Below are 24,057 nucleotides of genomic sequence, written 5' to 3'. Positions count from 1 at the left end.
TGCCAATTATAGATAAAAAAGGCGAAATAATGTAATAGAAATTAGAGCCTAAATTTGACTCACGAAAAAAAGAATTAACTTCTTCCGGTAGCTTTACTGCATTACTTGAGAGGTCGAAAAAAGGTAAAAAATGATATTTTAAATCCGTTGTTATTGTCGAATCAGGTGATCCTTTAACGATATTATATATTAATTCAAAGAAAAACAAAATAGGTAAAACTATGAACAAAGCAGAATGCAGAATAATGAAACTTTTCTTTTTCAATAACATAGCAGCAAGGGTTTAGAGTATACCGCAATTGTATTAACTTTTTAGTACTAATCAAAGAACTGCCAGGTTTTTTATTTTCCGGTTGTTTTTAGCAGGTATATAAATTATCAATACCATGGCATTAAGCACGGAAAAAACCATCCCTCATGCAATCTCAGACTTTTAACTTTTACTGATTTCATCCAGTTCTTTTTCTTTTACTTTGGCTTCTAGCCCTTCTTTTTTGATGCCGATTCGGATATTAAAAAACAAGCTCATATAAATGTTGGCAATCCAGACCAATGAAAAAACGGCTATTATATAACCTCGCCAGTCGGTAAAGAGCAATTGGTAATTGGTAACGATAACGAAAAGAATGGTTACATAAAAACTGAAGCAGTATTCGCAGGTGAACACATAAAAGAATTTTCTTTGCAGAATGGTTTTCCCTGCCTGGCTCTGATTTTTGCAGTATTCGCGGGGTTCTCTAAAAATCTCTTCATGCGTAACTGTCCAAGCCACACAGGCAATAGGAATGGCTAATACAAAAAGCCGGATGATTTGTTCGTAAAGCTCCATGCTGATACGGTTTAAGATAGTTTTCAGATTTATTTCTGAAAAACCTTATTCCATAATCAACTGAGAAATTATTTCCACTCTTTCGGAAAGAGGTGGTCTCAGTGAATTGTATAATTTCATACCAAAGGCCTTCCGAATTACCCTTGCCTCAACGCGGCTTATACAATGGCTTGATTTTTTAAACTACCTGTAATTTATAGTTGCAGAGGAATTTTGCCAGAAAGGAGATTCTGATAACTGAATTAACTTTTTAATTGAACAGGTATCCAGAATTCTTCCTCCGATTCAGGGTCGGCGTTTTTGTATCTGGCACCCAGCAATTCAAAATGCGGTCGGTTATCCAGAACATAAGCCGAATGAGGTAACCAGGTATTGAAAATATACTGAAAGGTGCTGGTATCATGGCTGGACCCTCTATGAGTAAATACGGCATATAAACCGCCTTCAAGAATCATTACTTCCATACCGGCCGGAACAAAAGACGCGTCGCTTACCTCAACAGCAGCCCATTTTTCAAACAACGCTTCCGGATTAAAAGCATCAAAGAATACTGGTGGATATACCTGTAAAGAGAACAAGTCAGTACTTGCGCTATGCTGAATCTTGTTTCGGTAGGGCATAAAACTGCGCCATAGCTCTGCCGTTTTGTTGTCGGCAAAAGACATAGACAGGTGTTTGCCAACCAGCTTCTTTTTTGCTAGCGTTTCTATTCTTGGTTCCGGCATCAATGGCATTTTTAGAACTGCTAGTGAAACATTTTTATTCAGTTTAACTCAATTTTGGTGTGTTGGCCAGGTTTTGTTTCCTGAGCGTACCGCTCACACTTTGCTCAACCCACTTGCCTAGGCGTAGATGTTATCATTCGGGCAATGAATTGTCTGTTTTAAATTAACTGACTTTGTATTTATCAAAGGCACTTTTCAGCGCGTTTTCAAGCTCTTCAAAACTGCATTGCAGTGTATTGTTAGAAATGCTCACGACTATGTCGTCGTCTTTCTTGCCTTTTTTCTTTGCGCCATTGTTTTTACTGATGGGCTTTTTAAGTACAATGTTTACAAATTTCTTGTTAAAAAGCCTTGCAGGTTTAATCTCTTTGATATCTTTCCATGGAATATGCCCGGCAGCAATGCCGCTCGAATTATCGGTAATGCCGCTCTTGTCAATAATTACGCCCGGTTGTTGGTCAATCATTTTTTTGCCAAGCACAAAGCTGCTGAGGCCAAAAACAACTAGGGTTAGCATGCCTATGCCAGATATTACAGCAGGGTTACCAATCATGCCTCTTTTGAAGAATCCGGGGTTAGCAACAAACCAGATGCCGATGGCAAAAAAGGCCAGCGCACTGATTAATAGGAAAATAAGACGTTGTTTGTTCAGATGAATTTCAATGCGGTCGCCGGTTGTTTTCATAATCTTGGTTTAAGGTAATAGGCTAAAATTAGGATATAAGGTTCGATTACGCAAATATGTATCCCAAACTCATGTAAAATTCTGGTAGTGTCTGTTATAGAGAAGGCAATTGTGCCGATACATTTGGATGAGTGCCTGAAAACCCTTAGTTTTCGTATTCAACCTTAATAACCTTACAACGTATGACAACCCTCTATTTCAAAAAAGTAATGATTTCTATTTTTGTAGCTGCGCTTTTGCTTGCCTGCACCAAACAAACCGATACAAATGAGGCGCCAGCCATTGTTGGTACCTGGAAACTGCTAAGCGGTACACTGGTAGAAAAAGGAGACACAACCGTAACTGATTACACCCAAGGGGTTTCTTTTATCAAGATTATAAACGATACCCATTTTGCTTTTATTCAGCACGATTTGAAAGGCGGTAAAGACTCAACAACGGCTGTTTTCACGGCGGGTGGTGGTACATATACCCTGAAAGAGAATACCTACACCGAAAACCTTGAATATTGTAATGCCCGCGAGTGGGAGGGGCACCATTTCAGTTTTACCATTGAAATCAAGAACGATACCCTGGTTCAGAAAGGCATTGAAAAAGTAGAAAGCGCAAATATTGAAAGGCTAAACATTGAAAAATATGTTAGGATGAAGTAGTTTAAATCAGAATCGGGCTACCCCTCAATTTTTCTTCGCTTTAATCTGGTTATATTCAGCTACTATTTTTTTTATGTCTTTTGCTTCATAGCCCGGGCCGCCAATTTTTGCCATAAGGGCGGGTGCATCGGCAAAATGATTAACAGCAAGCTCATTAAATTCTTCCACCTGTGTTTTTTTGTTACCGGCAGGCACCTCTGCACCGGGTTCGGTTTGTTTTTTCAGATACAGGCGTTTTATTAATTCGGTTTCTTCTACAAAGGTCATCCGGTTGTTTACGTCTTTTGTTTTTCGTATATGCTCTTTGGTCTCATGGGCAATCAGGCTCACTTCTCCCTTTACTTCATACGCCGCCAAAACGGTTTCTACCTTACCTCGTTTTTTGTTATTTATTATGGTAAACTGCGCATATTCTTTGGGACCCTCGGGTGTCTGTTTGATGATTGACTGAACATCTTTACTTTGGATGATAGAGTTACTGCTGGTTTGGGCATCCTTAAAGCTGAAGTTGTCTCCGGCAATGGGCGAAGTACTCCCTTTCAGCACTGCGCCGTTTTTAAGGGTTATTTCGGTAGCGTAGTATTTTACCTTTTTACCGATGGTCTGGCAGGCAGAGATTCCTAACACAAGCATCAAAAATGCCAGAAATTGGACTTTATAACGGTTAATTAAGCAATTCATGAATGAATGATTTTCTTTAATATGGGTTTATCCTTGAGTATTGTATTGAAAGCCCTGGCCAATATACATAATTTTGCCGTTATTTTTGTGGCTTTTACAAAAGCATACAATAAAAACAGGTGGTTACAATTGACAGAAAGTAGCACAAAATGTATATTTGACAACAACTCAAAACAGCATTGTTCATGACAACCAATCAGCAGATTGACAGAATCATCAATGTATCATTTGAAAGGCAGGTAAGAAAGCAAACAGACTTTACCTTGTTGCCGGCTTATAATGAACTTTGCCGGGAGCTATTTGCTGATTCACCCGGCATGAATGAACAGCAGTTCAGGAATCTGTTGTATATACTTGTCAGTAAAAAAATAGTAAATATACATGGCAATACTCTTTCAGATGCTTACAGTCAGCCTGTCAGCCTCACACCTGAAACCATAGCCTGGTATGAACGATTCAGGTCTTATCTGGTGTATCTCGATAATATGCAGGAGAAGCACCGGCCCGTAATAGCTGAGGAAGATGATGAGCCCGGCGATAACGAAAAAAGCCCGGGCAGGGTTTGGATTCCTGCCTGGGCTAAAATTGTTATGCTGATTGCAGTGGTTATTGCCGTTTGGGTAATGTTTTATAGACACTGAAAGATTTATGTCTTTCGGTTTTAAATCTGTTAATTCATTCCAAAGCCTACAATAAAACCTAAAAATGCAGGTTCCTCGGTTTTTAGAGGGCTGTATTTATTTAACATAAAGCGGTTCGGGTTGCTCGCTGAATACACTACTTCGACAATCGAGCCTTTGTCGATAAAGTTTCTGGCGTTAAGGCCATATGAGGTTCGCTGGTGGATTTCCTGCCCATGATAAGTTTTGAACCTGATAATAGGAAAAAAGGACTTTTTCCCTTTACCGTCTGAGTACTCTTCATAGTCAATAATCTCACCTTCTGTTTTTAAGCCTTTTTTGATCAATAGTTGATATGACCAGTAGGCTCTGCCCAAAATTACGACAACGGCAATCAATGGTAGAATGCCAAATACGCCCGTAATGGCGATAACATCTAAATACATAGTCACATGGGTTAAAGTTCAGTAATTCTTGGGCAAATATAATTATTACTTTGAATAGTCATAATTATTTTATAAATATTTTTACTATTTTTATAAATATTTTAATGATATCAGAAAACTTCGCCAAAATTGAAGTAAATATTGCGTGAACCATCTCTTCCCACAGCAAAATCAATAGCGAGGTTGGCCTTTGAGAACTTATTTATCCGTATCCGCAGCCCTGTGCCAATGGCCGGAATCGCCTTCCGGAAGCGGTTGTCGGTAATCTCGCTTACTGTCTGTATATTAGAAAACAAAACGCCACCTATGAAATGGCTTCGCGTTAGAGTAAATCGGTACTCAGCTTCTAAATACATCAGATTTTTACCCCTGAAACGCCCCTGAATAAACCCACGGCCCATATTTACGTTTGTGTCCCAGCCTGTGCTTGGCATATCAAGATAGGGTACATTGCCATGTGTAAACATATTATAAGACCACAGCGCCAGTATATGATTCGTATTGCCTGCCAAATCAAAGTACTTACGGGCATCTACCAGTAAAGACTGGTAATTGGTATTACTGCCCAGGCTTTTCAGGTTTTGCCTGAACACCACGTTGGTATACAAACCCTGGGTGGCACTCATCGCATTTGTACGGCTATCGTACAGAAACGCTATGGTAGGGCCTGAAGAAACCGATTTACCGTTAACCCCCATCTTGTAGCCACTAATTTCTTCTACACGTGTGCCTTGTGCGTAGCTCTCAATGTGCCAGTGGTAATCGTACTGATAACCTATACCTATATACCGGTTTTTGCCAATGCTGCGCATCAGGGTCTGGTATAACCTCAGGTACCTGAAATTCATCTCTGTTTTGTTCTGCCTTGTTGTGTTCATTCCAAGCCCGTAGGTGGCCTGCGGGTAGTCCATCCATCGCCAATCGTTAGAGAAATAAAATCGGTTGTCTTTGGTAAAATAACTGGTTGTGTACTGAAATATTGACTGCCTGAACTCTGTAAAGGTTGCTACCAGATTAAGAATAGATACGTTAGCATTGGTATTTCTTATGGTCACATTAGAAACTACCTGAGCAAAAAGACCACTTTGCGGTGCATAACCGGGGGTAGGAAGTATGGCAATTACCCTGCCACCTTCTTTTAGTGAACTAGAGTCGCTCTTTCTTGGCTTTTTTATATGGAATAGCTCGCGCAACACGTCGCTGGCATCTTTTTGCTGAGAATAGGGTATCTGTGCCAGCAAAACAAATGGTGTTAAATAGAATAGAATAAAAAAAACTGTTCGTTGTCTCATGCTTAAGGCAGGTGCCGGGTATAATTCTAACAAGGCAACTTAACCGGTTGTGATTATACTGAAACAATTTAAAACAAAAAATGGTGGTCAGATACCACCATTTTTGTGAAAGTTTTTGATTTATCGGTCAATCTTTAGTTTTTTAATGATGAGCAACCCTATCAATAGCCCGGCCCTTTGTTATTTGCCCTGCCTTTTTTGCAAGGCTACCCATCATTCTTTTTCCTGACCTTTAGCGATTCTTACCTTAAAGCAATTATATATTTATAAGGTTTTACCCTTCTGTTTTGTCTAATTTACATTATTACGCACGTATGCTGCCAGCACTTTACTGATTTCATGAATTGGTTTGTCGTCTGACAAGCCGGAGCCGTCCAGGGCTTTTACAAAACCAAGCTGGTCTGAAAACACTTCTTTTACATTGGCCAGTGTGAGCGGATAAATGGCCGATTGACTGTTACGGCTAAAGTAATAGGTGGTGATGATGTCGTCTTTAATATTTCCTTCACCGGTTACTTCTCCGAGCGTATAAAACAAAATTGGCAAGCCTTTTGGTGCATACGCAACGGCGTAGTCGGTGTTTTGGAAAGTGCGGTAGTCCTGATTGTTTTTACGGAAACCCCAGATAGCCGATTTAGGGAAGCTGGCTTTTTCGGTATTTTCGGTCAGGAAAACCTTGTTGTCAAATTCATGAATATGATTTTGTTTTGATTTTTTGTCGAAACCTAATTCTGGTATTCCGTTCTGAAACTCTTCTGCATTGATAAATATTCCATTTTTTGGAATAGCCAATTCAGTAGTTACCGAATTATTAACTAACATTGCGTTAGAAGAAAGCGATTGCGCATGGGTGAAAAATGGAAGAGCCATGATTCCAGCCAGAATGATGTTCTTTTTCATTGTCTTATTTGAGTTTTAGAATAATATAATGATTTAATTAAAATAGAGCAGATACAGTTGCTGTCATAAAATCTTATATTAACTGGTTTACTTTTTTGCGTTTTCGTTTCTTTGTTTTGATGCAACAAAGTAAAGCAGTCGGCCTAAAACTGGTTTTAAATTAGAATTAAAGGTCAGTTAAAAAGCATTTAGTGCAGTTTTAGAAAATAGATTATTGCGCCACTATCAACAATTGGTATAATAGAAAATGAACAATAGCCTTACCCAATTATCATGAACAAGGTAAAAATAGTATGTATTTGTCTGCTGATTTGCCAGTTTGGTTTCAGAGCTGTGCAGGCGCAGGCAGTAGCGCAGAAAATCTCGTTCCCACCTGTTCCGGCTACAATAGACTTTGCCGCTGAGAACGTGCCACTGGATAACCCTATTGTTTATGAGCAACTACAGCAGGAGCTAACCAAAAATGTGTACAAGCATTCTTCTACTCTGGCTATATTGCAAAGAGTGGGGCTTTATAAAGAACGTATTATGGGTATTCTGAGAAAGAATAAAGTGCCGGACGATTTCTTCTATCTGGCAGTAATTGAAAGTGAGCTGTGGCCTTACGCCAATTCGGGCAAGGCCGCCGGGTTCTGGCAGTTCAGAGATACTACTGCCAAGGAATATAAATTGGAGGTGTCAAGATTTGTTGACCAACGACGTGACCTGGAACTTTCGACACAGGCGGCTTGTAATTTTCTGAATAACCTGAACAAAACTTTTAATAACTGGACCCTCACTGCCGCCGCCTATAATTCAGGGCGAACCAGCATCATGAATACCCAGAAAGCACAAGGGGTGCAGTCTTATTATGATTTACACCTGACCCTGGAAACCAACGATTACGTGTTCAGAATACTGGCTTTGAAGATAATATGTGAGAATCCGGCTGCTTATGGTTATGAATTGAGTAAGAATCGCGCTCCTGAAATATTGGAAGCAGTTGAAATAAAAGAAGATGTAAATCTGATAGAACTTGCCCAAAAATATAAGATTAACTATAAAACGCTTAAGTATTATAACCCCTGGCTGGTATATAACCCCGGAGCCGCAAAGACTGATAAATATTATGAGCAGAATAAATGGATGAATGTGATGCTGGAAGTTAAACCCGGGCAGGGGTATAAAATCATGATTCCAAAGAAACAATAAACGCATTTAAGAAGATTAAAGAAAATGAGTAACATAACAGTAAGACCTGCCAGATTAGAAGAGATTAATTTGCTTCTGGAATTTGAGCAGGGAATTGTAAATACGGAACGCCCATTTGACCCGACCCTGAAAAAGGGTGAAATACATTATTATGACTTAAAGCAGCTCATCGAATTGCCTACTGCAGAAGTGGTGGTGGCAGAGGTAGATAATGAAGTGGCCGGGTCTGGCTATGCGCTCTTGAAAGAGGCAAAAGACTATCTTGACCATGAAAAATATGCCTATCTGGGTTTTATGTATGTCAAGCCTGAATTCAGAGGTATGGGTATCAACAAGGCTGTTCTGCACTATCTGAGGCAATGGGCAGCCCGTCAAAATGTATCGGAGATTCGTCTTGAAGTATATGATGATAACCTCATTGCCAAAAGGGCTTACGAAAAAGCAGGGTTTAAAGGCCATTTGCTGGAGATGCGCCTGCCCACAGGGGCAACATCAGAGCCAGATACGCCATAGTAAGCCAAAGGGGGTTTGAGCTGGTGCACATGACCGGCACAAGCTCAATATTCATGGCATGAAAAGCAGATTTGTGCTGAAAAAGTGAATCTACGGTTGATACACCATTTCGCACCAATAAACCTGCCAGTGGGCTTAGAAGTCTTCTTCTATTAATTCATGATTGACAAATGCTCCGGTCATAGAGCCGGAAGATACTGCCATTGCTACCGAACGGCCAAAGTTTGAATTATCGCCACAGGCAAAAACACCCGGCACATTGGTTTTCTGGAACCCGCTGATTTTTATGAGGCCGTGTTCGTTTAATTCACAACCCAGTTTTTCGGGTAAGGGGCAATGTTGTACAAATGCAGGTCTGTAATAAATGGCGCTTAGGCCGGTAAATGTACCATCTTCAAAAGCCAGTGCTATAAGCTGCCCGTTGGTATGGATAATTTCGGAGACGGGCGTTTCTATTATCGCAATATTGTGTTTGATAAATTTGGCTGTTTGCTCTTCTGTAAGTGTGGATGGCCCATTGGTAAAAAGAGTGAGGTCGCTCGTCCATTGGTTAATCAGCCGGGCATAATGAAGCGCACCTTCACCATTGGCCAGGATGCCGGTTTTTTGTTGCCGAACCTCATACCCATGACAATACGGACAATGTATAGCCGAGATACCCCAGCATTCGGCAAAACCTTTAATAGCAGGCATGGTGTCTTTTATGCCTGTGGCAAAGATGAGTTTTCGAGCCGAAAAAGTTTCTCCGTTTTCTGTTTCCACATCAAAAATATTCTCCGATTGTGTGGCATTGATAGCCAGTCCTTTATAGAACCGGACGGTTTTGTATTGTTGGATTTGCGCCAAGGCCAAATCGGCAATCTCTTGTGGTTTTCGGCCGTCCTGTGACAGAAAATTATGCGAATGCGGCGTTTGTCTGTTGCAGGGCAGGCCTGAATCTATAACCAGTACATTTCTTAAGGCACGGCCTAAACTCATGGCTGCTGACAGACCGGCATAGCTGCCGCCAATGATAACGGCATCATAGTAGTTATGGCTTTTCATAGTTTTGTGTGTTGTTTAGCGAATAATAATTAAACTTTAATATGCAACATTGTTGCAAAAATAAAAGTTCGGGAAGTTATAGGTTTTAACTTATCTGATTCCGCTAATATGATATTTAGCTTGAACAAAGCCAATTTTAATGAGGCAGGTAAGTTGTGTTAGAACTGAAAAAACAACACATTAAGAGTAGCCAGTCTGGATGGCAAATATGTCAAAACCTTCCATTGGTTATATGAAGGCCCGACCGAAGGCAGAGGCACCTTCTGCACCGCCTGCGCTGAAAACGCCAAGGAAGCTACAAAACTGTTGAGAATGTACTATTTAAAATATGGTAAATTGAATACGAATATCTAAAACAAAAAATGACTGCCTTTACGGCAGTCATTTTTTGTTAAACTCCCCTTTAGGGGCTGGGGGCTACTCATTCAACCCCGTAGTATTGGCAGGTTTCTCATAATTCCACTCGGTGCGAGGCAATTTCTTCTGGGTTGGGTAAATCTCATCTAAAGTACTGGCATCATACACACGGCCGTTTTTGATAACCATTTTCAATGTGTTTGAATTACGGATATTCTCCAGCGGGTTTTTATCCATAATCAACAAGTCGGCCAGTTTACCTTTTTCAATACTACCCAAATCCTGATCAAGACCTAAGGCTTTTGCACCCAGAATAGTAGCTACACGCAGCGCATCATGATTTTTCATGCCACCGCTTTGCATCGACCATAATTCCCAGTGATAACCTAATCCCTGAAATTCACCATGACTACCGATACCTGCCAATGAACCAGCTTCGACCATCGATTTCATTGATTTCGCATGTTTCTGGAACACGTGCTCCTCAGGCAGGAACCAGCCACCTACACGACGGGTTTTTTCTGCCAGCTCTTCATAAGGCATAAAGTGCTGCATCTTCTTGTCGTGGTAAGGGTTCTCGGTTTCAAAATAGTAAATCTCGGCAAACGGACCGCCATAGGCTACAAGAAGTGTAGGAGTAACCGCCATTTGCGAGAATGAAATACTTTTGATTACATCATTATACAACGGATACACCGGAATAGCATGCTCATGACCCGGATACCCATCTAACAGGTTGGTCATGTTCAGTTTATAGTTCAGACCGCCCTCGGTTGTAGGCATTAATTTCTGATCTTTGGCAGCCTTGATAATCCACTGGCGAGCCTGACGGTTACCGGTCAGGTACATCTTGATGTACTTCGTGTCATAATACTTGCTGTATTGTTTCAGGGCATTGATGGCTCCCGTAGAATCTTTAATGTTATACGCCCAGAAACCAACCCCGGGACCCGTAGAATAGATTCTCGGCCCTGGAATTTTGCCTGATTCCACCATGTCGCCATAAGTAAATACGTCGGTGGTAGCAGTTTGAGGGTCGCGGGTGGTGGTTACACCATAAGCCAGGTTAGCGGCATAAATCCAAACCTGATTCTTCTGAATACCCCACTGAGGCCACATGTGCGCGTGCGTATCCACAAAGCCCGGCGTAATAGTTTTACCCTTCACATCTATCACCTTGGCTTTTCCTGCGCCCTTAATGCTTCCGCTCTTTCCAATTTCCTTAATCCGGTTGTTTTCAATCAATATATCGCCGTTTTCTATCACCTCGGCACCTTTCATGGTAATGATGCGGGCACCTTTTAGCAACACAGTTCCGGTTGGAATATCACGACTGAAATACAATTTTATCTCCGTTTCCTGAGGTTTGTATTTCGGCTCTTCTTTTTTTGCTGTGGCCTTTTTGGCATCTTTTACTTTCACGCTGTCGGTTTTAATCTTCACCGTGTCGGTCTTCACAATTTTCAGCGAATCAGCCTTGCGCTTTTCTTCTGCTTTTTTGGCCACTTTCACGCTGTCGTCAAAGGTTCTGGCTCTTTCTAAATCATATACCACATGATAACGTCCCAGCGACCAATGCACGCGTTTAGAATCGCTCGACCACGACGGGAACTCTCCACCCAATTCGGTCAGCTTTTTAGCCGGGAATTGCGCCGAGCCTGCATCTGCCACCGATATGTTTACGGTTTTACCGGTCTGTGGTACATTCAGCGTATAAATCTCATTGTTAATCTGTGCTAATGCCTGCTCGCCATTAGGCGCCATAATGATTTGAGACGCCGGAGACGGACGGTTTACCTCCATAGCCTGCGCTGCCGTTTCAGCCAGCATACAGTTGTGGGCAAAGTCTTCACCCTCAATGCTCATACCATAAGTGGTAATGCCCGTTACTTTCACGTGCGTTTTTTCGTCGGTGCCATCCCATTTCATAGACTGCAACGCACCGTCGCTAGCGCTGAAATAGATGCGGTCGGTAATTTTGCTTACAAAGTGCGGTGTAACCTTGTCGCGAGCTTTGTCGATAACCGTAACAGGGCCACCGTTGGCATCTATCCAGCAGATTTCGTCTTCTGCACCATTGGCTCCCGGCCCGATAGACGCTTTAAAGGCTTGCAAGCGCGTACGGATAAACACAATACGGTCGTTTTTAGGGCTCCACACAGGCTGTGCATATAACGCAGGGTTTTGTGTCAGCCTTTGCAGATTCGGCGTGCCCTCAGTGTTTACTTTATATAAGTGACCGCCTTCAGGTGCCCAGGTCGTAAATACAAGGTTCTTACCGTCGTTTGACCATGCCGGTTGAGCTTCGGTGAAATCGTTGGTAGTTATCAGGCGCGGCGTACCGTTCGGATAATCGGCTATATACAGGCGATTCAAGGCAGTGAAAGCCAATTTTTTGCCGTCAGGAGAGGGCACGGCATCACGAATCTGTGAGATAAGCGCATGGGTGGTATCAGAAACCGGATATTTGAACTCTAACTGCGGAGCCATTTCTATTTCCAGATCCACACTGAACGGAATAGCCGTTGGCGCAGAACCATCAACACCGATTTTATAGATTTTACCACCATAAGAGGCAATCACTGCCTTGCTGTCTGGTGTGAACGACATACCCGGCAATACGCCCATAGTAGCGATAGACTCCTGCTCATCACGTTGGATAGGGTAGGCCAGCCATTTTTCGTCACCATTTTCAAGGTTTCTCAACACCAATCCGGTTTTGTCTTCAAAACGAGTACCGTAAACCAGCCATTTACCGTCGCCTGAAAGGGTTGGCGTAAAGGCTGAGCCGTATCTTGAGGTAATGGTAGTGCGCTTGGCGTTATCACGGTCATACACGCCTATCTGATACTGCGGCATCATGGCGTTATAATTCCAGGCACCGCTGCGCTGTGAGAAGTAAATGTATCGACCGTCGTGTCCAACAGCGGCGTCAATGGTTTTCAGGTTCGTGGGTTGGTCAATCAATTGTACCCCACCGCCACTTTCGTGATGCACCATCCAGAGTTGCACGTTCATACGGCCTTTCGAGAACACAATATACTTGCCGTCGGGTGTCCAGTCGGCAGAAGTGTAGTTCTGGTCTCGGTCTTTGGTAACCTGTATGGTGTCTTTCTTCTCGTAGTCGATGTACCATACGTTGTCCGAGCCTGTGCGGTCAGAGATAAACAACAGCTTTTTACCATCCGGACTAAAGCGCGGGTGGGTATCAAACGCCAGACCTTTGGTAACATTGGTGGCCTTGCCACCGCCAAACGGAATGGTGAATAAATCGCCCATGACATCGAAAGCAATGGTTTTGCCGTCGGGGCTTACATCGACCGACAGCCAGGTGCCTTCGGTAGTAGTGGTTTTCAGTTTACGTGTGGCTTTAAGCGGTAAATCTTTGTAACGTATATACTTGGTAGTGTCTTTTGTTGGTTTGGTGGTGTCGTTCAGCGCATGCAAAAACCGCGAGTACACACGGCCTTTAGAAGCAAAGACACCCGCCACCACGCAGCAACCGATGCAGACGCCCATCAGTGCCGACTTAAAAGTAATAGTAGGTTTCATGAAGAAGATGTTTTTTAAGAAGTGTTTTTTGGTAAAAATATTAAAAAATTCGGGGATTTGGGTGGGGGAGGGGTGGAAAAATTGGCAATTAAATTCAATCTTGTTAATGTAATTCCATTGAATTTAATCTAGAGTAAAAAAATATAGCTAATTAAAGTTAAGTTTTATCTGTAACCCGCAAAATAAAATCAGATTTATTTTGATTTTGAAGTTAAATATTTTATAATTGATTTTTAGTATTATTCTATTAGCATAAATAAAACAAGATATGGGTTTAACGATTTATAATTTAGCTAAAGACAATGTTATTAATAGCTTTGTAGGAATTGGACAAGCTAACTATGATTATACATTAGAAAAAATATGTCCATTAATAAATAAGTTCGAGGAGCAAAGGAAGTTACTTGATAATCGGTTTTATGATAGACTGGAAAGAGATATTTTAAAAGGATGTTTGATGCCTCCGATTACAATTGCTTTTGTCGATGAAATTATCAATTTAAATAACGCAGAGGAATTTACGATATATATAAATGATAATATTTCTAAAGGCTTTGTTTTGGATGGGATTCAAAGATTAAATACATTACTTAGAGCTTCAAAAAAAGAAGAGTTTGAAAAAGGAAAAGAAATTTTCTTTAATATAATCATTGCGGATAACAAGGATAAACTTCTCTATCGAATGATTACTCTAAATAATGGTTCAAAAGGGATGACACCAAGACATCAAATTGAAATTCTAACGCAGGAACTATTTGATTTCTCATCATTACAACATAAAATTCAAACGGAAAAGGAAAAATCTACAAATCCTATAAAAGAAGCCTTTAGTCTTGCAGATATTTCAAAAGGGTATATAGCCTTTCTGACATCAAATGTTCATAATGAAAATTCAAAAATAATTGATGAGAAAATGGATCAGATATTGATTGGTAGAATTTTAGATACCAATATTAATAGCTATGAGATTCAATTTGATGATATAGTTCATTATGTAGATAGGGTGTCAATTAATGAGAAAAATAGGGTGTGGTTTCAACTTGCTAATAATTTTATAGGGTTTTGTGTCGGATTTAGAAAGTCGCACAGATATATTTTAAATCTTGAAGCCGATTTTTTAGCACAAATGTTTGAAAATTTTGAGATTGCTTTTAAGGCAATGAAAACCTCAAAAATAAATATTGGGAAATATAGAAGAGAATTATCGAAATATTTTATTGAAAATGCAGAACAACTTTTTAAAGAAGACGCTGAATTTTTAACTGAACGCTTTTTCGAACAAACTGTGACTGAATAATGAATTCATTTGAGCATATTGAAACGATTGATGATGCAATATTCACTGAGCAAACATTAAGCCTAAAGGTTAATGAAAGACAGTCTCCTAAGTTAATATTAATTCGAGGACTTATTGGATCAATTAAAATAAAACATAATTTATATGAATCAGAATTTGAACAATCATTGGATTATTTTGACCTCTTAAAAACTAAAACTCATATACCTCCATTGGAGCGCTTAACTGAATATCTTGGTGGAGAATTGTCAATAGAAGAATTAGGGGATATTTTCAAGAACAGAAGATTCTTAAAACAGAATCAACAATTTTTTTATAAACTTAATAATGAATTTAGTAATTTTTTTTATTATGAAAATAAAGAATCACATACCACCGCGTTTGCATTCCTGTATAGAATCCTTGAAACAATATCATATGCATTCCCTTTAATTTACGCTTCAAAATCAAATGATTTTAAAGGCACCTACAGTTTCCTTAAAGATTGCTTGTCAGGCAATAAAGATAAAGGAGAGTTAGGTTTTTTTAAGAGTTTTATAAAAACAATTTTTTCAGAAGACCCTTTGTATGAATCGTCAATAACAATAAACATTATAGCTGATAATGAAGAAATACAGGGTCTTCTATTTAGAGCGTTTGATAAAATTTGCATAGATAAAAATATATTTTCTCCAACTGATACCGTAGAACCAAGGAGTATTTCCATCAAGTTTGCTGAATATTCCTCCTTTATAATAAATTTAAGAAATAGATTTTTTCATTTATTTAATTCAGGACAACCTAATTTGCAAAGTGATGATATTTTGGATGCAGACTATTTCTTTAAATTAGTTAACAAACAGACCGCATATTGGTTATCAATAGTTTTAATAGAAATATTAAAGTATAGTATTGAAAAGTGCGAGGATTGACTTCAAGTTTTGCGGTTAATAATTACTATTTCTCAGAAGCTGAATATGTTTTTAAACCATTTGCAGCGAAACTTGATTTTGCTTTAATACAAATTATTCATCTATTTTAAAATTGATATTTCTGTCTTACTATTAATAAAAGAAAGAGTTGATAGATTTAAAGTGGTATTCAAATTAGAATGTAGAGATTTTCGTTCCTTGTTTTTTCCTACTTTCAAAAATACTAATTCCCCTTCCAAAAAATCCCCCACCTCCCTAGCAAATCCAAAAATAATCATTAACTTTGCAAAACAAAGTACTTTTAATTATTACCGATGTTTACTTTCAGACCTAAATATGGATTGTTGGCGGTTGTGTTCTTCGTTATTGAGGTAATGATAGCCGTCTATGTGCATGATTCGTTCGTGAGGCCGTTTGTGGGAGACTATCTGGTGGTGTTTCTGGTTTATTGTTTCGTTTTTACTTTCTGGAATACCCATTTTGTGACAGCGTCGGCGGCGGTGCTGCTGTTCTCTTATCTGGTTGAGGCATCGCAGTATTTCCATTTCGTGCATCGCATGGGCTGGGAGAAGCACAGAATTGTGGCCGTTGCCCTGGGCAGCAGCTTTTCGTGGTATGATTTACTGGCCTACACGCTGGGTGTTCTGACCATTCTTTGGGTAGAGTATCGGAGAACAAACGCGGGTAAACATCCGCAAAAACAAAGCCTTTAAAATTGAACAAGTATGAATGATTTTGTTGACAAGCAATCGATAGTTAGAAAAATATGGGGCAACTCAGATGTGATTCTGTTCATCTTTGCCGGCTCGGCGGCAGAATTTGCCCTGAACAAAGCGGTTGATTGGCTGTATTTTACAGGCAAGATTCCGTCTGACCCCTTAGGGCGATTGTTCTCGACAGTCCGATATGCACAAATGATTGTCTTTGCCGACCGGGAAAGCGCCATCAAAACCATTGACCAGATAAGCAGTATCCATCAGGGCGTTGAACAGAGTCGCGGTGCACGCATCCCCGACTGGGCGTACAGAGATGTACTGTACATGCTGATTGATTATGCTGTGGTAGCCTACGAGTTGTTAGAAAGAAAACTGAGCCTGGAAGAAAAAAAAGAGGTTTTCAATGTCTTTTCGGAGGTGGGTTTACGGATGGGCCTGAAAGACCTGCCGGAAGATTATACCGCTTGGCAACAATCTCGCGAGGCGCATCTACGGGCAGACTTACTGAATGGGCATTACACGGCAGACCTCTTCCAACAATATAAAAAGCATCTGGGTACTACGCGTTACCGCATTTTGCTGGAGTGCCAGAAACTGGTGGTTCCGGCACGTGTGTCTGAGCTGTTGTACTTCGGCAGTTCGGCAAAGGGAAAAATATTGCTGAATCTGTATTTATTGAGCCGCAAACTCAAAGCCGATGGGCTGGTGAAGAATATTCTTCTTCCGGCTGAATACAGCGAGCAGATACACGCTTTAAACAACGGGGCTTTAGCAAAGGCCAAGGCAAAAACGGGTAATATCAGCCATGCAAGAGTTTATCACGCCAATAAAAAACTGCAGGGCATGTAAACTGCATCTGGTAGGCGAAGTGTAGTTGTTTAAGCGTCAGGCTTTTTCTTTTCTTACAACCAGCCAGATAAGTATGGCCGAAAGCAGGGTAATGGGCGTAAAGACGTACTTCTCAAATGAAGTTTTGGCCATCAGGTTACCAATGGTATTGACCGAAAAAAGTATCAGAAACAGCCAGAGAATGTTATTAAGCAGCCGGTCGGGTACGTTGTTTTTTACATATTGTGCTTTCAGCAGCAGCACCGTTATAAACAGCAGATTGATAACGATAGACACCGCCTCAAAAACATACATTTCCTGAGTAGAATGGATTCGCCCCGCCCATACAATAGTGTACGGAATTACATCTGCCATCACGGATACATGAAATGCAATAATGAGCGGAAACAGCGTGAGTAAGGTTCGCAGGGCAGCAGCTTTTGTTGTTTTCATTACCGTAGCAAATAAAGATTGTTATTCTGCTGCAATTTATGCTTTATGCCTTTATTAACCTACAATTACGGTCGAGACTCACCCGTGTAGTGCTTAAAAGTTTCCAGTTATTCTTGTTTTCAGGTTTTCTATTTCTGCAGATATACGCCAAAGTAATCAGCTATGGTCAGGTGCCAACAACTTTTGCAGGTATCGGGCATTATTAATAGCGGCCAAACCCCATGTATTGTTGAAGTACACATAAGTGTCTTTCTGGCTGTTTTTTATGTTTTCGGCCAATTTCTGCAATGTTTCTTCGCTATACTCCGATTTAAACAATTCCGGTTTGCCATGCAGCCGGTAATACAAGGCAGTAGGGTGGTTACTAATTACCTCTTCGGGTATATCTTTGGGGATACTTACACCACAGAAAACAACGCCTTGCTCAGCCAGTAAGTCATAAACCTGGTTATTCCACCAGCTTTTGTGTCTGAACTCCACCACATTCAGGTACCGGTGATTAAGCCCTTCTATAATATGATTGATATTCTCTTTGGTGCATAAAAAAGAAGGCGGAAACTGAAACAGAAATCCACCGAGTTTTTCTCTCAGGCTATTACTGATGTGCTTACAGAAATCGGCAATCTCGGTACTGACACCTTTCATCTGGTTAATATGCGTGATTGCCTGGGGTGCTTTAACAAAAAAAACAAAGCCGTCCGGGGTCTGGTCGTACCAGTTGTTTAAAGTTTTGGTGGTGGGTTTTCTGTAGAATGAAGCATTAATTTCCACCGAGTTGAAATTTTCAGCATAGACAGCCAGATAGTCTTTCGACAGCAGACTATCCGGGTAGAATTGACCTTTCCAGTCTTTATTGGAAAAGCCTGAACAACCAATAAAATGATTCATGTAAATGTCTTTTCTGGAAAAAACTTCTTGATGCTGTATAAAATTCGTAAAAATTTAAGCCAGACGTCCATTATTTAGAGGTATTTCGGCTGACGATTTTATTAAACGGAGAAATTGCCTCACAAACGGCCGGGAAATCGCAATCGTTGCCTATTAATTTTCCCAACTGTGTTGATGCTGAGAAATTTAAACCTCGGAAAAACAGAATTTGCCTGCATTTTTGAGTTTCAATGGCATGGTATAGAATTTTTTTAAGAAATAATGTTAAATTATTTATTTTATCCTTTAACTTATTACAATTATGACAAGTTCACAGAATAATCCGAGAGAAGACGAAAGAAACCCGTCTACACAACAACCTGGTTACAGAGATACCGCTCAACAAGGCCAACAAGCAAACCAGAATCAGGGTCAGCAATCTGGCAATCGTGATTCCAACCAACAATCAGGAAACCGAAATACCAGCCAGCAGGGCCAGCAAAGTAATACTTCCGGTGGTCAGCAGGGGCAGTCAGACCAGTTGACGACAGACCAGAACGAACAAGGCAGAGACCGTGAACAAGACCGCGAGGGTGTAAACAGAAACGCCGATTACTCTGAAAACCGTGAAATAGAAAAGGATATGGATAACCGTAACGGAGGTATGGACAGAGACCCCAATCGTTTGTAATAGTTAGCCATATTCTTTAAATAAGTTGCCTGAGGGTGATGAAACACAAAAGCGTTTCCGATAAGCAGATTTTTACGCTGTTAATCGGCTTGTGTTTCATCACCTTTGGTATGTTCAGGCAAATACGAATAGTAGCGTTGTCATCTTCACTGTTTTTTATGTTCGTATTCTTTTGTTCAAAAAACTTAAGCTGCTGATGCCGGCAGGTAAATATGAAATTTGCTCCCTTGCCCGGCTCACTGGTTGCTGACAGGTGCCCTTTTTGGTTTTCAACTATTTTTTTTTTGCAAAGCGCCATACCAATACCTGTGCCTGCATAAGATTGTTTGTCGATGAGCCTCTGAAAAATAGTAAATATCTGCTTGGCATATTGTTGCTCAAAGCCAATGCCGTAATCGTGAATATCAATTAGAAAATAGCTTTTGTCAGCATTCAGTCCAATAACCGAGTTTACTTCGGCAAAGCTGAGCTTATGGGAAGCGATATTTATTTGTGGGTCTGTTGTGGTAAATTTAAGAGAGTTACTTAGCAGGCATTTCTTAAAAAGGACTAATTCTTCAAATACCAGATAAAAGATTATCTGATGACCCTTAACAAGTAAATAAATTAATGTGGAAGTCATATTCTAAGAAAGTTGAAGAGTAAATTTCAAATTTGTTCATCAGAAAGGTATTTTTTTACTTATTACGTTCAACAAATTACGTAAATAATCAGGCCTGGTCTGTTTTTACGTATCATAAATTGGGCTTTTTTTTATCAGGCGGTTTAACCCTGCCATAAGTATAGGCGCAGCCCATCTACCTGTATAGACCTATGCGTTTAATGAAGTAAAGATTAACTGGCAGGCTGTATTGGCAGCCAGTTTTATGCATGAATGCTCATTGGCTGAAATTAAATTTTAAAATTTATAGACATTCTTTGTCGAATGAACACAGCGAATTAATACAATAAAACGTTCGTATTAATGTATCAGGTAATTGTAATAATTTGTTAGTCTACTTTTAATGACTAAAACCAGCAAGTTTTATAAAGTGCCAGACAAATGAAAAAAGTATTACTAACAAGTTCTTCTGGCAAAGCCAAATAGAATTTTCTAAACTAAATTGTAGTTTAATGAATCAATATGTTATCATCGCTATTGATGGAACGGATTCTCAGGCCTTAGAACGCCGTATGGCGGCCCGCCCCTCACACATCGCCGGAACCCGGGACCTAAAAGCCAATAATCACTTCATTTTGGGTGGGGCTATACTTGATGAATCAGGGAAAATGACAGGCTCAGTAATGATTGTTCAGTTTGAAGATGAAGCAGCTCTTCAGAACTGGTACCTCAATGAGCCATACATTCAGCAAAATGTCTGGCATTCAATTGAGATAAAGCCATTTAGAGTAGCAGATGTTTGACCATCTGAATTTCTGAAATTTTAAATTTTAATAAAATATTAAGTTTGCCAATTTTGCCACTTATTACTGCTTTTTCTGTTAAATAACTAAAAATAGTACAACAAAGTCGTTTATTTGCTGCTGATTTTTTTAATCAAAATTTAATGTCGTTTTTTTTTTAATCACTTTTTAATAATTTTACCATCCACTTTTTAAGTGTGTCTTTAGAATTTATAAACAAACTAAACAAACCTTCAATCACATGAGAAAACAATTTCTACTTCTCTTAATGCTGGGGATTATCTTAACCGGTTGGCAGGTGTCTGCGCAAGAGAGAACTGTTTCTGGAAAAGTAACGGCCTCAGAAGATGGGTCACCATTGCCTGGTGTGAGTGTTTCGGTAAAGGGTTCAAAACAAGGAACTCAGACTGATGCATCAGGAGTGTACAAAGTAACTGTGTCAGGTAATGCAACATTAATTTTTAGTTTTATTGGTACATTAACACAAGAGATTGCAGTTGGAACACGCTCAATCGTTGATGTTCAGTTAGTTGCAGACAACAAACAACTGAGTGAGGTTGTGGTTGTTGGTTATGGTACTCAGAAGAAAACAGAGTTTACCGGTGCGGCATCTACTGTAAAAGCTACTCAGATTGCTGAACGTCCTGTTCAAAGTTTCGCACAGGGCTTAACTGGCCAGGCTTCAGGGGTAAATATTGTTCAACCCAATGGTTTGTTGAATAACCCACCGGTTATCCGTGTGCGCGGTCTTAGCTCACTTTCATTGAGTTCGTTTCCTTTGGTTGTAATTGATGGTATACCTATTTCAACCGGCGATGTTTCAGGTAATGCCAGTACCAATAACCCTCTGGGAGATATTAACCCTGCTGATATTGAATCTATCGACGTATTGAAAGATGCAGCGTCTGCCGCTATTTACGGTTCTCGTGCGGCTGCGGGGGTATTGATTATCACGACCAAACGTGGTAAAGCAGGCAGAACCAAAGTAAGTATTGATAGCTGGGCTGGTATAAGCAATGCAGTACGTTTGCCGGATGTACTCAATGCACAGCAATACATGGACCATAAAAACATGGCAATTGCCAATGCATTAGCCAATAACCCCAATGCGATTGCTGCTTCGCAACGCGATGCCCAGAATCGTTCGTTCCTTCCTAATTATGATGCCAATGGTAATTTAATAGATACAGACTGGTATAAAGAAGTTTATAGAACCGGATTTTCTCAAAACCATAACCTTACAGTTCAGGGTGGCTCAGAAAAAACTACTTATTACTTCTCTGCGGGTTTCTCAGATCAGGATGGTTTCCTAAGGGCCAATAACTTTCAGCGTCGTTCAGGTCGTTTAAATATGGATCATCAGGCAACTAACTGGTTGAAGTTATCGGCAAACATAAACTATACCAATAGTATGAACAAAGCCCCTAATAGTGGTTCGTATGCTGGTGGTGCGTTTGCCACATCAGGTTTGGGCCGTATTGCGGTTGCTCAGGTTCCAAACCTGCCTGCTTATAATGCAGATGGTTCTTATAACCTTGAAAACAATACAGTAGGGCGTAAGAACAACTTGTTACCTGCACAGTTCCCTAATGCAGCTGTTCTCAGAGATTTGGATAAAAATATATCAGAGACCAGCCGCGTAATTGCTAATTTGGGTGCTGAAATTAAGCTCTATGATGGTCTTACTTATAAAACTACTTACTCTTGGGACTTCCGAAATACTGAAAACATCCGTTTCTGGAACCCGTATAATGGTGATGGCTGGTCTGCGCAAGGTGATGCATACAATCAGACTGTTCGTGGTGAGAACTGGAACTGGATTAACACCCTTCAATATATGAAGACCATTGCCGAAAAACACAATATAACTATTGTGGCTGGTTCTGATGTTCAGAAAAGAAGAAATACAAGTTGGGGTGCACAGCGTCAGACATTGGCTGACTTCTTCTTTCAGGATTTCCAGGGTAACTACAGTACCAACCTCGCAGCAGGCAATGGTATTTCACAAGTGGGTTTCGAGGCCTATTTGGGTAGTGTAAGTTATAGTTATGCAGGTAAATATTTTATTAGTGGTAACTATCGTCGCGATGGTAACTCTGCTTTGGCAGCTCAAAACCGTTGGGGTGATTTCGGCGGGGTTTCTGCCGGCTGGACAGTTTCAGAAGAAGAGTTCTTCAAGTCTTTAGGCTTGGGAAATAAACTTTCATCTTTACGTCTGAAAGCCAGCTGGGGTAAAGTTGGTAATGGTAACTTGAATAATGCATATGGTTCATTTTCTACTTTCGGTTCTGGTTTATATGGTTCTTCTGCTTCTTTGGCATTTAACCAGGCAGGTAACAAAGATTTGAAATGGGAAACTGCTGCACAAACAAATATTGGTATTGACGTGAGCTTCCTGAATGACAGATTTACTCTTGAAGCCAACTGGTATAATAAAGATATCAACAATTTGATTCTTGATGTACCTCAGGCACCTTCTAAAGGTATTCCTGGTAACTCAATTCTTGCCAACGTTGGTTCAATGTATAACAAAGGATGGGAGTTTTCAATTAACGCAGTTCCAATCAACAAAGGAGGCTTTACATGGTCTACTAACATTAACTTCTCTACCAATAAAAATATGGTTACGAGCATGGTTGATGATAATACGCCAATTCTAACCAATACCTCTGGTTTGGAAGCAACAAATATCACCAAAGTTGGTTATTCTGCAGCACAAATTTATGGTGTGGTAACTCGTGGTGTTAACCCTGATAATGGTCGTCGTATTTTTGTTACGCGTGATGGCAAAGAAGTGCAATACAATCACCTAGGTGGTGCAACAGCCTGGACATTTGTTTCAGATGGTTCAGCTACAGTTTCTCCATCTTCACAGCAAGTAGTGTTAGGTGGAACCTTGCCAACCTGGTATGGTGGTTTTAACAATACATTGAAATATAAAGGATTTGATTTAGCATTGAACTTTACTTTCTCAGGTGGTAACTACATTTACAACGGTAGTAAGGCTGGGTTGAGAGATCAGCGCGTTTGGAACAACTCAGTTGAGGTCTTGAACTCGTGGAAACAACCTGGTGATATTACAGATATTCCTAAAGCTATCTATGGAGATAACATTTCAAATGGTTCGTCATTCCTGATATCTGAAAATATTGAGAAAGGAGACTTCTTACGTTTGCAAACGGCTACTTTAGGTTACCGGGTGCCTAGCACATTTGGTAAAACTGGTATTACATCTTTGAGAGTTTATGCTCAGGTAAATAACGCCTTCTTACTAACCAAGTATACGGGTGTTGACCCTGAAATCTCAACTAATGGAGATTCAAACCTTGCCTCAGGTATTGAGCGTAACTCGATTCCTCAAGGCAGACAGTTTACACTTGGTCTAAACTTAAGTTTCTAATT

The 24,057-nt window shown here is 40.2% G+C and carries 23 protein-coding genes; 11 read left to right on the top strand and 12 right to left on the bottom strand.

The window, feature by feature from the left end:
- Positions 1 to 433 precede the first annotated feature (433 nt).
- The 3 genes from C0V77_RS00920 to C0V77_RS00910 form a co-directional block, all read right to left on the bottom strand.
- Complete coding sequence (locus tag C0V77_RS00920) at positions 434 to 829, bottom strand: hypothetical protein (protein ID WP_101724433.1); 396 nt, start codon at positions 827 to 829, stop codon at positions 434 to 436.
- A gap of 242 nt (positions 830 to 1,071) precedes the next feature.
- Positions 1,072 to 1,554: a GyrI-like domain-containing protein gene (locus C0V77_RS00915; protein ID WP_101724432.1), complete on the bottom strand. Its 483-nt coding sequence runs from the start codon at positions 1,552 to 1,554 to the stop codon at positions 1,072 to 1,074.
- A gap of 163 nt (positions 1,555 to 1,717) precedes the next feature.
- The gene (locus tag C0V77_RS00910; protein WP_101724431.1) at positions 1,718 to 2,239 is read right to left on the bottom strand and encodes an STM3941 family protein; all 522 of its coding nucleotides are present in this window, start codon (positions 2,237 to 2,239) and stop codon (positions 1,718 to 1,720) included.
- Between the two features lie 182 nt (positions 2,240 to 2,421).
- Between C0V77_RS00910 and C0V77_RS00905 the strand changes: the two genes are divergently transcribed.
- Positions 2,422 to 2,892: a hypothetical protein gene (locus C0V77_RS00905; RefSeq protein ID WP_229236168.1), complete on the top strand. Its 471-nt coding sequence runs from the start codon at positions 2,422 to 2,424 to the stop codon at positions 2,890 to 2,892.
- Positions 2,893 to 2,916: 24 nt separating this feature from the next.
- On the opposite strand, the gene C0V77_RS00900 is transcribed toward C0V77_RS00905, so the two are convergent.
- Positions 2,917 to 3,573: a hypothetical protein gene (locus C0V77_RS00900; RefSeq protein WP_101724430.1), complete on the bottom strand. Its 657-nt coding sequence runs from the start codon at positions 3,571 to 3,573 to the stop codon at positions 2,917 to 2,919.
- A gap of 185 nt (positions 3,574 to 3,758) precedes the next feature.
- Here C0V77_RS00900 and C0V77_RS00890 point away from each other — a divergent pair, with 185 nt between their 5' ends.
- Positions 3,759 to 4,214 carry a hypothetical protein gene (locus C0V77_RS00890; protein ID WP_101724428.1) on the top strand — a complete coding sequence of 152 codons (456 nt, stop codon included), beginning with the start codon at positions 3,759 to 3,761 and terminating at the stop codon, positions 4,212 to 4,214.
- Between the two features lie 29 nt (positions 4,215 to 4,243).
- Here C0V77_RS00890 and C0V77_RS00885 read toward each other — a convergent pair whose 3' ends face one another.
- The 3 genes from C0V77_RS00885 to C0V77_RS00875 all read right to left on the bottom strand — a co-directional run bounded on the left by C0V77_RS00885 (position 4,244) and on the right by C0V77_RS00875 (position 6,831).
- Positions 4,244 to 4,639: a DUF3592 domain-containing protein gene (locus C0V77_RS00885; protein WP_101724427.1), complete on the bottom strand. Its 396-nt coding sequence runs from the start codon at positions 4,637 to 4,639 to the stop codon at positions 4,244 to 4,246.
- 110 nt (positions 4,640 to 4,749) lie between these two features.
- On the bottom strand, positions 4,750 to 5,931 hold the full coding sequence (locus tag C0V77_RS00880; RefSeq protein WP_101724426.1) for a BamA/TamA family outer membrane protein: 1,182 nt from the start codon (positions 5,929 to 5,931) through the stop codon (positions 4,750 to 4,752).
- A 291-nt stretch (positions 5,932 to 6,222) separates the two neighbouring features.
- Entirely contained in the window at positions 6,223 to 6,831 is a 609-nt protein-coding gene (locus tag C0V77_RS00875; RefSeq protein WP_101724425.1) for a hypothetical protein, read from the bottom strand.
- Positions 6,832 to 7,104: 273 nt separating this feature from the next.
- On the opposite strand from C0V77_RS00875, the gene C0V77_RS00870 reads away from it, so the two are divergent.
- Together C0V77_RS00870 and C0V77_RS00865 are read left to right on the top strand one after the other, a co-directional pair.
- Positions 7,105 to 8,022, top strand: coding sequence for a lytic transglycosylase domain-containing protein (locus tag C0V77_RS00870; RefSeq protein WP_101724424.1), 918 nt, complete (start codon positions 7,105 to 7,107; stop codon positions 8,020 to 8,022).
- 24 nt (positions 8,023 to 8,046) lie between these two features.
- Positions 8,047 to 8,535 carry a GNAT family N-acetyltransferase gene (locus tag C0V77_RS00865; RefSeq protein ID WP_101724423.1) on the top strand — a complete coding sequence of 163 codons (489 nt, stop codon included), beginning with the start codon at positions 8,047 to 8,049 and terminating at the stop codon, positions 8,533 to 8,535.
- A gap of 135 nt (positions 8,536 to 8,670) precedes the next feature.
- Here C0V77_RS00865 and C0V77_RS00860 read toward each other — a convergent pair whose 3' ends face one another.
- Together C0V77_RS00860 and C0V77_RS00855 are read right to left on the bottom strand one after the other, a co-directional pair.
- On the bottom strand, positions 8,671 to 9,579 hold the full coding sequence (locus C0V77_RS00860; protein ID WP_101724422.1) for an NAD(P)/FAD-dependent oxidoreductase: 909 nt from the start codon (positions 9,577 to 9,579) through the stop codon (positions 8,671 to 8,673).
- Positions 9,580 to 9,996: 417 nt separating this feature from the next.
- Positions 9,997 to 13,488 (bottom strand): amidohydrolase family protein, encoded by a 3,492-nt coding sequence (locus C0V77_RS00855; protein ID WP_216824388.1) that lies wholly within the window; start codon positions 13,486 to 13,488, stop codon positions 9,997 to 9,999.
- A 268-nt stretch (positions 13,489 to 13,756) separates the two neighbouring features.
- Between C0V77_RS00855 and C0V77_RS00850 the strand changes: the two genes are divergently transcribed.
- From C0V77_RS00850 to C0V77_RS00835, 4 genes are all read left to right on the top strand, one after another.
- Positions 13,757 to 14,785, top strand: a complete 1,029-nt coding sequence (locus tag C0V77_RS00850) for a hypothetical protein (RefSeq protein WP_216824387.1) — start codon at positions 13,757 to 13,759, stop codon at positions 14,783 to 14,785.
- A complete protein-coding gene (locus C0V77_RS00845) occupies positions 14,785 to 15,696 on the top strand; it encodes a hypothetical protein (protein ID WP_101724421.1) in 912 nt (303 codons plus the stop codon). Before C0V77_RS00850 ends, C0V77_RS00845 begins: the two co-directional genes overlap by 1 nt.
- Positions 15,697 to 16,010: 314 nt before the next feature.
- A complete protein-coding gene (locus tag C0V77_RS00840; RefSeq protein ID WP_101724420.1) occupies positions 16,011 to 16,409 on the top strand; it encodes a DUF2809 domain-containing protein in 399 nt (132 codons plus the stop codon).
- A 12-nt stretch (positions 16,410 to 16,421) separates the two neighbouring features.
- Positions 16,422 to 17,261: an oxygenase MpaB family protein gene (locus tag C0V77_RS00835; RefSeq protein WP_101724419.1), complete on the top strand. Its 840-nt coding sequence runs from the start codon at positions 16,422 to 16,424 to the stop codon at positions 17,259 to 17,261.
- A 36-nt stretch (positions 17,262 to 17,297) separates the two neighbouring features.
- Here C0V77_RS00835 and C0V77_RS00830 read toward each other — a convergent pair whose 3' ends face one another.
- Together C0V77_RS00830 and C0V77_RS00825 are read right to left on the bottom strand one after the other, a co-directional pair.
- A complete protein-coding gene (locus tag C0V77_RS00830; protein ID WP_101724418.1) occupies positions 17,298 to 17,693 on the bottom strand; it encodes a hypothetical protein in 396 nt (131 codons plus the stop codon).
- A 156-nt stretch (positions 17,694 to 17,849) separates the two neighbouring features.
- On the bottom strand, positions 17,850 to 18,581 hold the full coding sequence (locus C0V77_RS00825; RefSeq protein WP_101724417.1) for a DUF72 domain-containing protein: 732 nt from the start codon (positions 18,579 to 18,581) through the stop codon (positions 17,850 to 17,852).
- A gap of 301 nt (positions 18,582 to 18,882) precedes the next feature.
- On the opposite strand from C0V77_RS00825, the gene C0V77_RS00820 reads away from it, so the two are divergent.
- A complete protein-coding gene (locus C0V77_RS00820; RefSeq protein WP_101724416.1) occupies positions 18,883 to 19,251 on the top strand; it encodes a hypothetical protein in 369 nt (122 codons plus the stop codon).
- A gap of 16 nt (positions 19,252 to 19,267) precedes the next feature.
- On the opposite strand, the gene C0V77_RS00815 is transcribed toward C0V77_RS00820, so the two are convergent.
- Positions 19,268 to 19,873, bottom strand: coding sequence for an ATP-binding protein (locus C0V77_RS00815; protein WP_101724415.1), 606 nt, complete (start codon positions 19,871 to 19,873; stop codon positions 19,268 to 19,270).
- 491 nt (positions 19,874 to 20,364) lie between these two features.
- Between C0V77_RS00815 and C0V77_RS00810 the strand changes: the two genes are divergently transcribed.
- Entirely contained in the window at positions 20,365 to 20,655 is a 291-nt protein-coding gene (locus tag C0V77_RS00810) for a YciI family protein (RefSeq protein ID WP_101724414.1), read from the top strand.
- A gap of 241 nt (positions 20,656 to 20,896) precedes the next feature.
- Complete coding sequence (locus C0V77_RS00805) at positions 20,897 to 24,055, top strand: TonB-dependent receptor (protein ID WP_101724413.1); 3,159 nt, start codon at positions 20,897 to 20,899, stop codon at positions 24,053 to 24,055.
- The last annotated feature ends 2 nt before the right edge of the window (positions 24,056 to 24,057 follow it).

This window comes from Emticicia sp. TH156 (assembly GCF_002855535.1).
Classification (GTDB): Bacteria; Bacteroidota; Bacteroidia; order Cytophagales; family Spirosomataceae; genus Emticicia; species Emticicia fluvialis.
This window is presented reverse-complemented; position numbering and strand designations above follow the sequence as displayed.

Bases quoted from the DNA above. Each gene is read 5' to 3' on its own strand.
- C0V77_RS00920 (WP_101724433.1), bottom strand. From the start codon at position 829: ATGGAGCTTTACGAACAAATCATCCGGCTTTTTGTATTAGCCATTCCT.
- C0V77_RS00915 (WP_101724432.1), bottom strand. From the start codon at position 1,554: ATGCCGGAACCAAGAATAGAAACGCTAGCAAAAAAGAAGCTGGTTGGC.
- C0V77_RS00910 (WP_101724431.1), bottom strand. From the start codon at position 2,239: ATGAAAACAACCGGCGACCGCATTGAAATTCATCTGAACAAACAACGT.
- C0V77_RS00905 (WP_229236168.1), top strand. From the start codon at position 2,422: ATGACAACCCTCTATTTCAAAAAAGTAATGATTTCTATTTTTGTAGCT.
- C0V77_RS00900 (WP_101724430.1), bottom strand. From the start codon at position 3,573: ATGAATTGCTTAATTAACCGTTATAAAGTCCAATTTCTGGCATTTTTG.
- C0V77_RS00890 (WP_101724428.1), top strand. From the start codon at position 3,759: ATGACAACCAATCAGCAGATTGACAGAATCATCAATGTATCATTTGAA.
- C0V77_RS00885 (WP_101724427.1), bottom strand. From the start codon at position 4,639: ATGTATTTAGATGTTATCGCCATTACGGGCGTATTTGGCATTCTACCA.
- C0V77_RS00880 (WP_101724426.1), bottom strand. From the start codon at position 5,931: ATGAGACAACGAACAGTTTTTTTTATTCTATTCTATTTAACACCATTT.
- C0V77_RS00875 (WP_101724425.1), bottom strand. From the start codon at position 6,831: ATGAAAAAGAACATCATTCTGGCTGGAATCATGGCTCTTCCATTTTTC.
- C0V77_RS00870 (WP_101724424.1), top strand. From the start codon at position 7,105: ATGAACAAGGTAAAAATAGTATGTATTTGTCTGCTGATTTGCCAGTTT.
- C0V77_RS00865 (WP_101724423.1), top strand. From the start codon at position 8,047: ATGAGTAACATAACAGTAAGACCTGCCAGATTAGAAGAGATTAATTTG.
- C0V77_RS00860 (WP_101724422.1), bottom strand. From the start codon at position 9,579: ATGAAAAGCCATAACTACTATGATGCCGTTATCATTGGCGGCAGCTAT.
- C0V77_RS00855 (WP_216824388.1), bottom strand. From the start codon at position 13,488: ATGAAACCTACTATTACTTTTAAGTCGGCACTGATGGGCGTCTGCATC.
- C0V77_RS00850 (WP_216824387.1), top strand. From the start codon at position 13,757: ATGGGTTTAACGATTTATAATTTAGCTAAAGACAATGTTATTAATAGC.
- C0V77_RS00845 (WP_101724421.1), top strand. From the start codon at position 14,785: ATGAATTCATTTGAGCATATTGAAACGATTGATGATGCAATATTCACT.
- C0V77_RS00840 (WP_101724420.1), top strand. From the start codon at position 16,011: ATGTTTACTTTCAGACCTAAATATGGATTGTTGGCGGTTGTGTTCTTC.
- C0V77_RS00835 (WP_101724419.1), top strand. From the start codon at position 16,422: ATGAATGATTTTGTTGACAAGCAATCGATAGTTAGAAAAATATGGGGC.
- C0V77_RS00830 (WP_101724418.1), bottom strand. From the start codon at position 17,693: ATGAAAACAACAAAAGCTGCTGCCCTGCGAACCTTACTCACGCTGTTT.
- C0V77_RS00825 (WP_101724417.1), bottom strand. From the start codon at position 18,581: ATGAATCATTTTATTGGTTGTTCAGGCTTTTCCAATAAAGACTGGAAA.
- C0V77_RS00820 (WP_101724416.1), top strand. From the start codon at position 18,883: ATGACAAGTTCACAGAATAATCCGAGAGAAGACGAAAGAAACCCGTCT.
- C0V77_RS00815 (WP_101724415.1), bottom strand. From the start codon at position 19,873: ATGACTTCCACATTAATTTATTTACTTGTTAAGGGTCATCAGATAATC.
- C0V77_RS00810 (WP_101724414.1), top strand. From the start codon at position 20,365: ATGAATCAATATGTTATCATCGCTATTGATGGAACGGATTCTCAGGCC.
- C0V77_RS00805 (WP_101724413.1), top strand. From the start codon at position 20,897: ATGAGAAAACAATTTCTACTTCTCTTAATGCTGGGGATTATCTTAACC.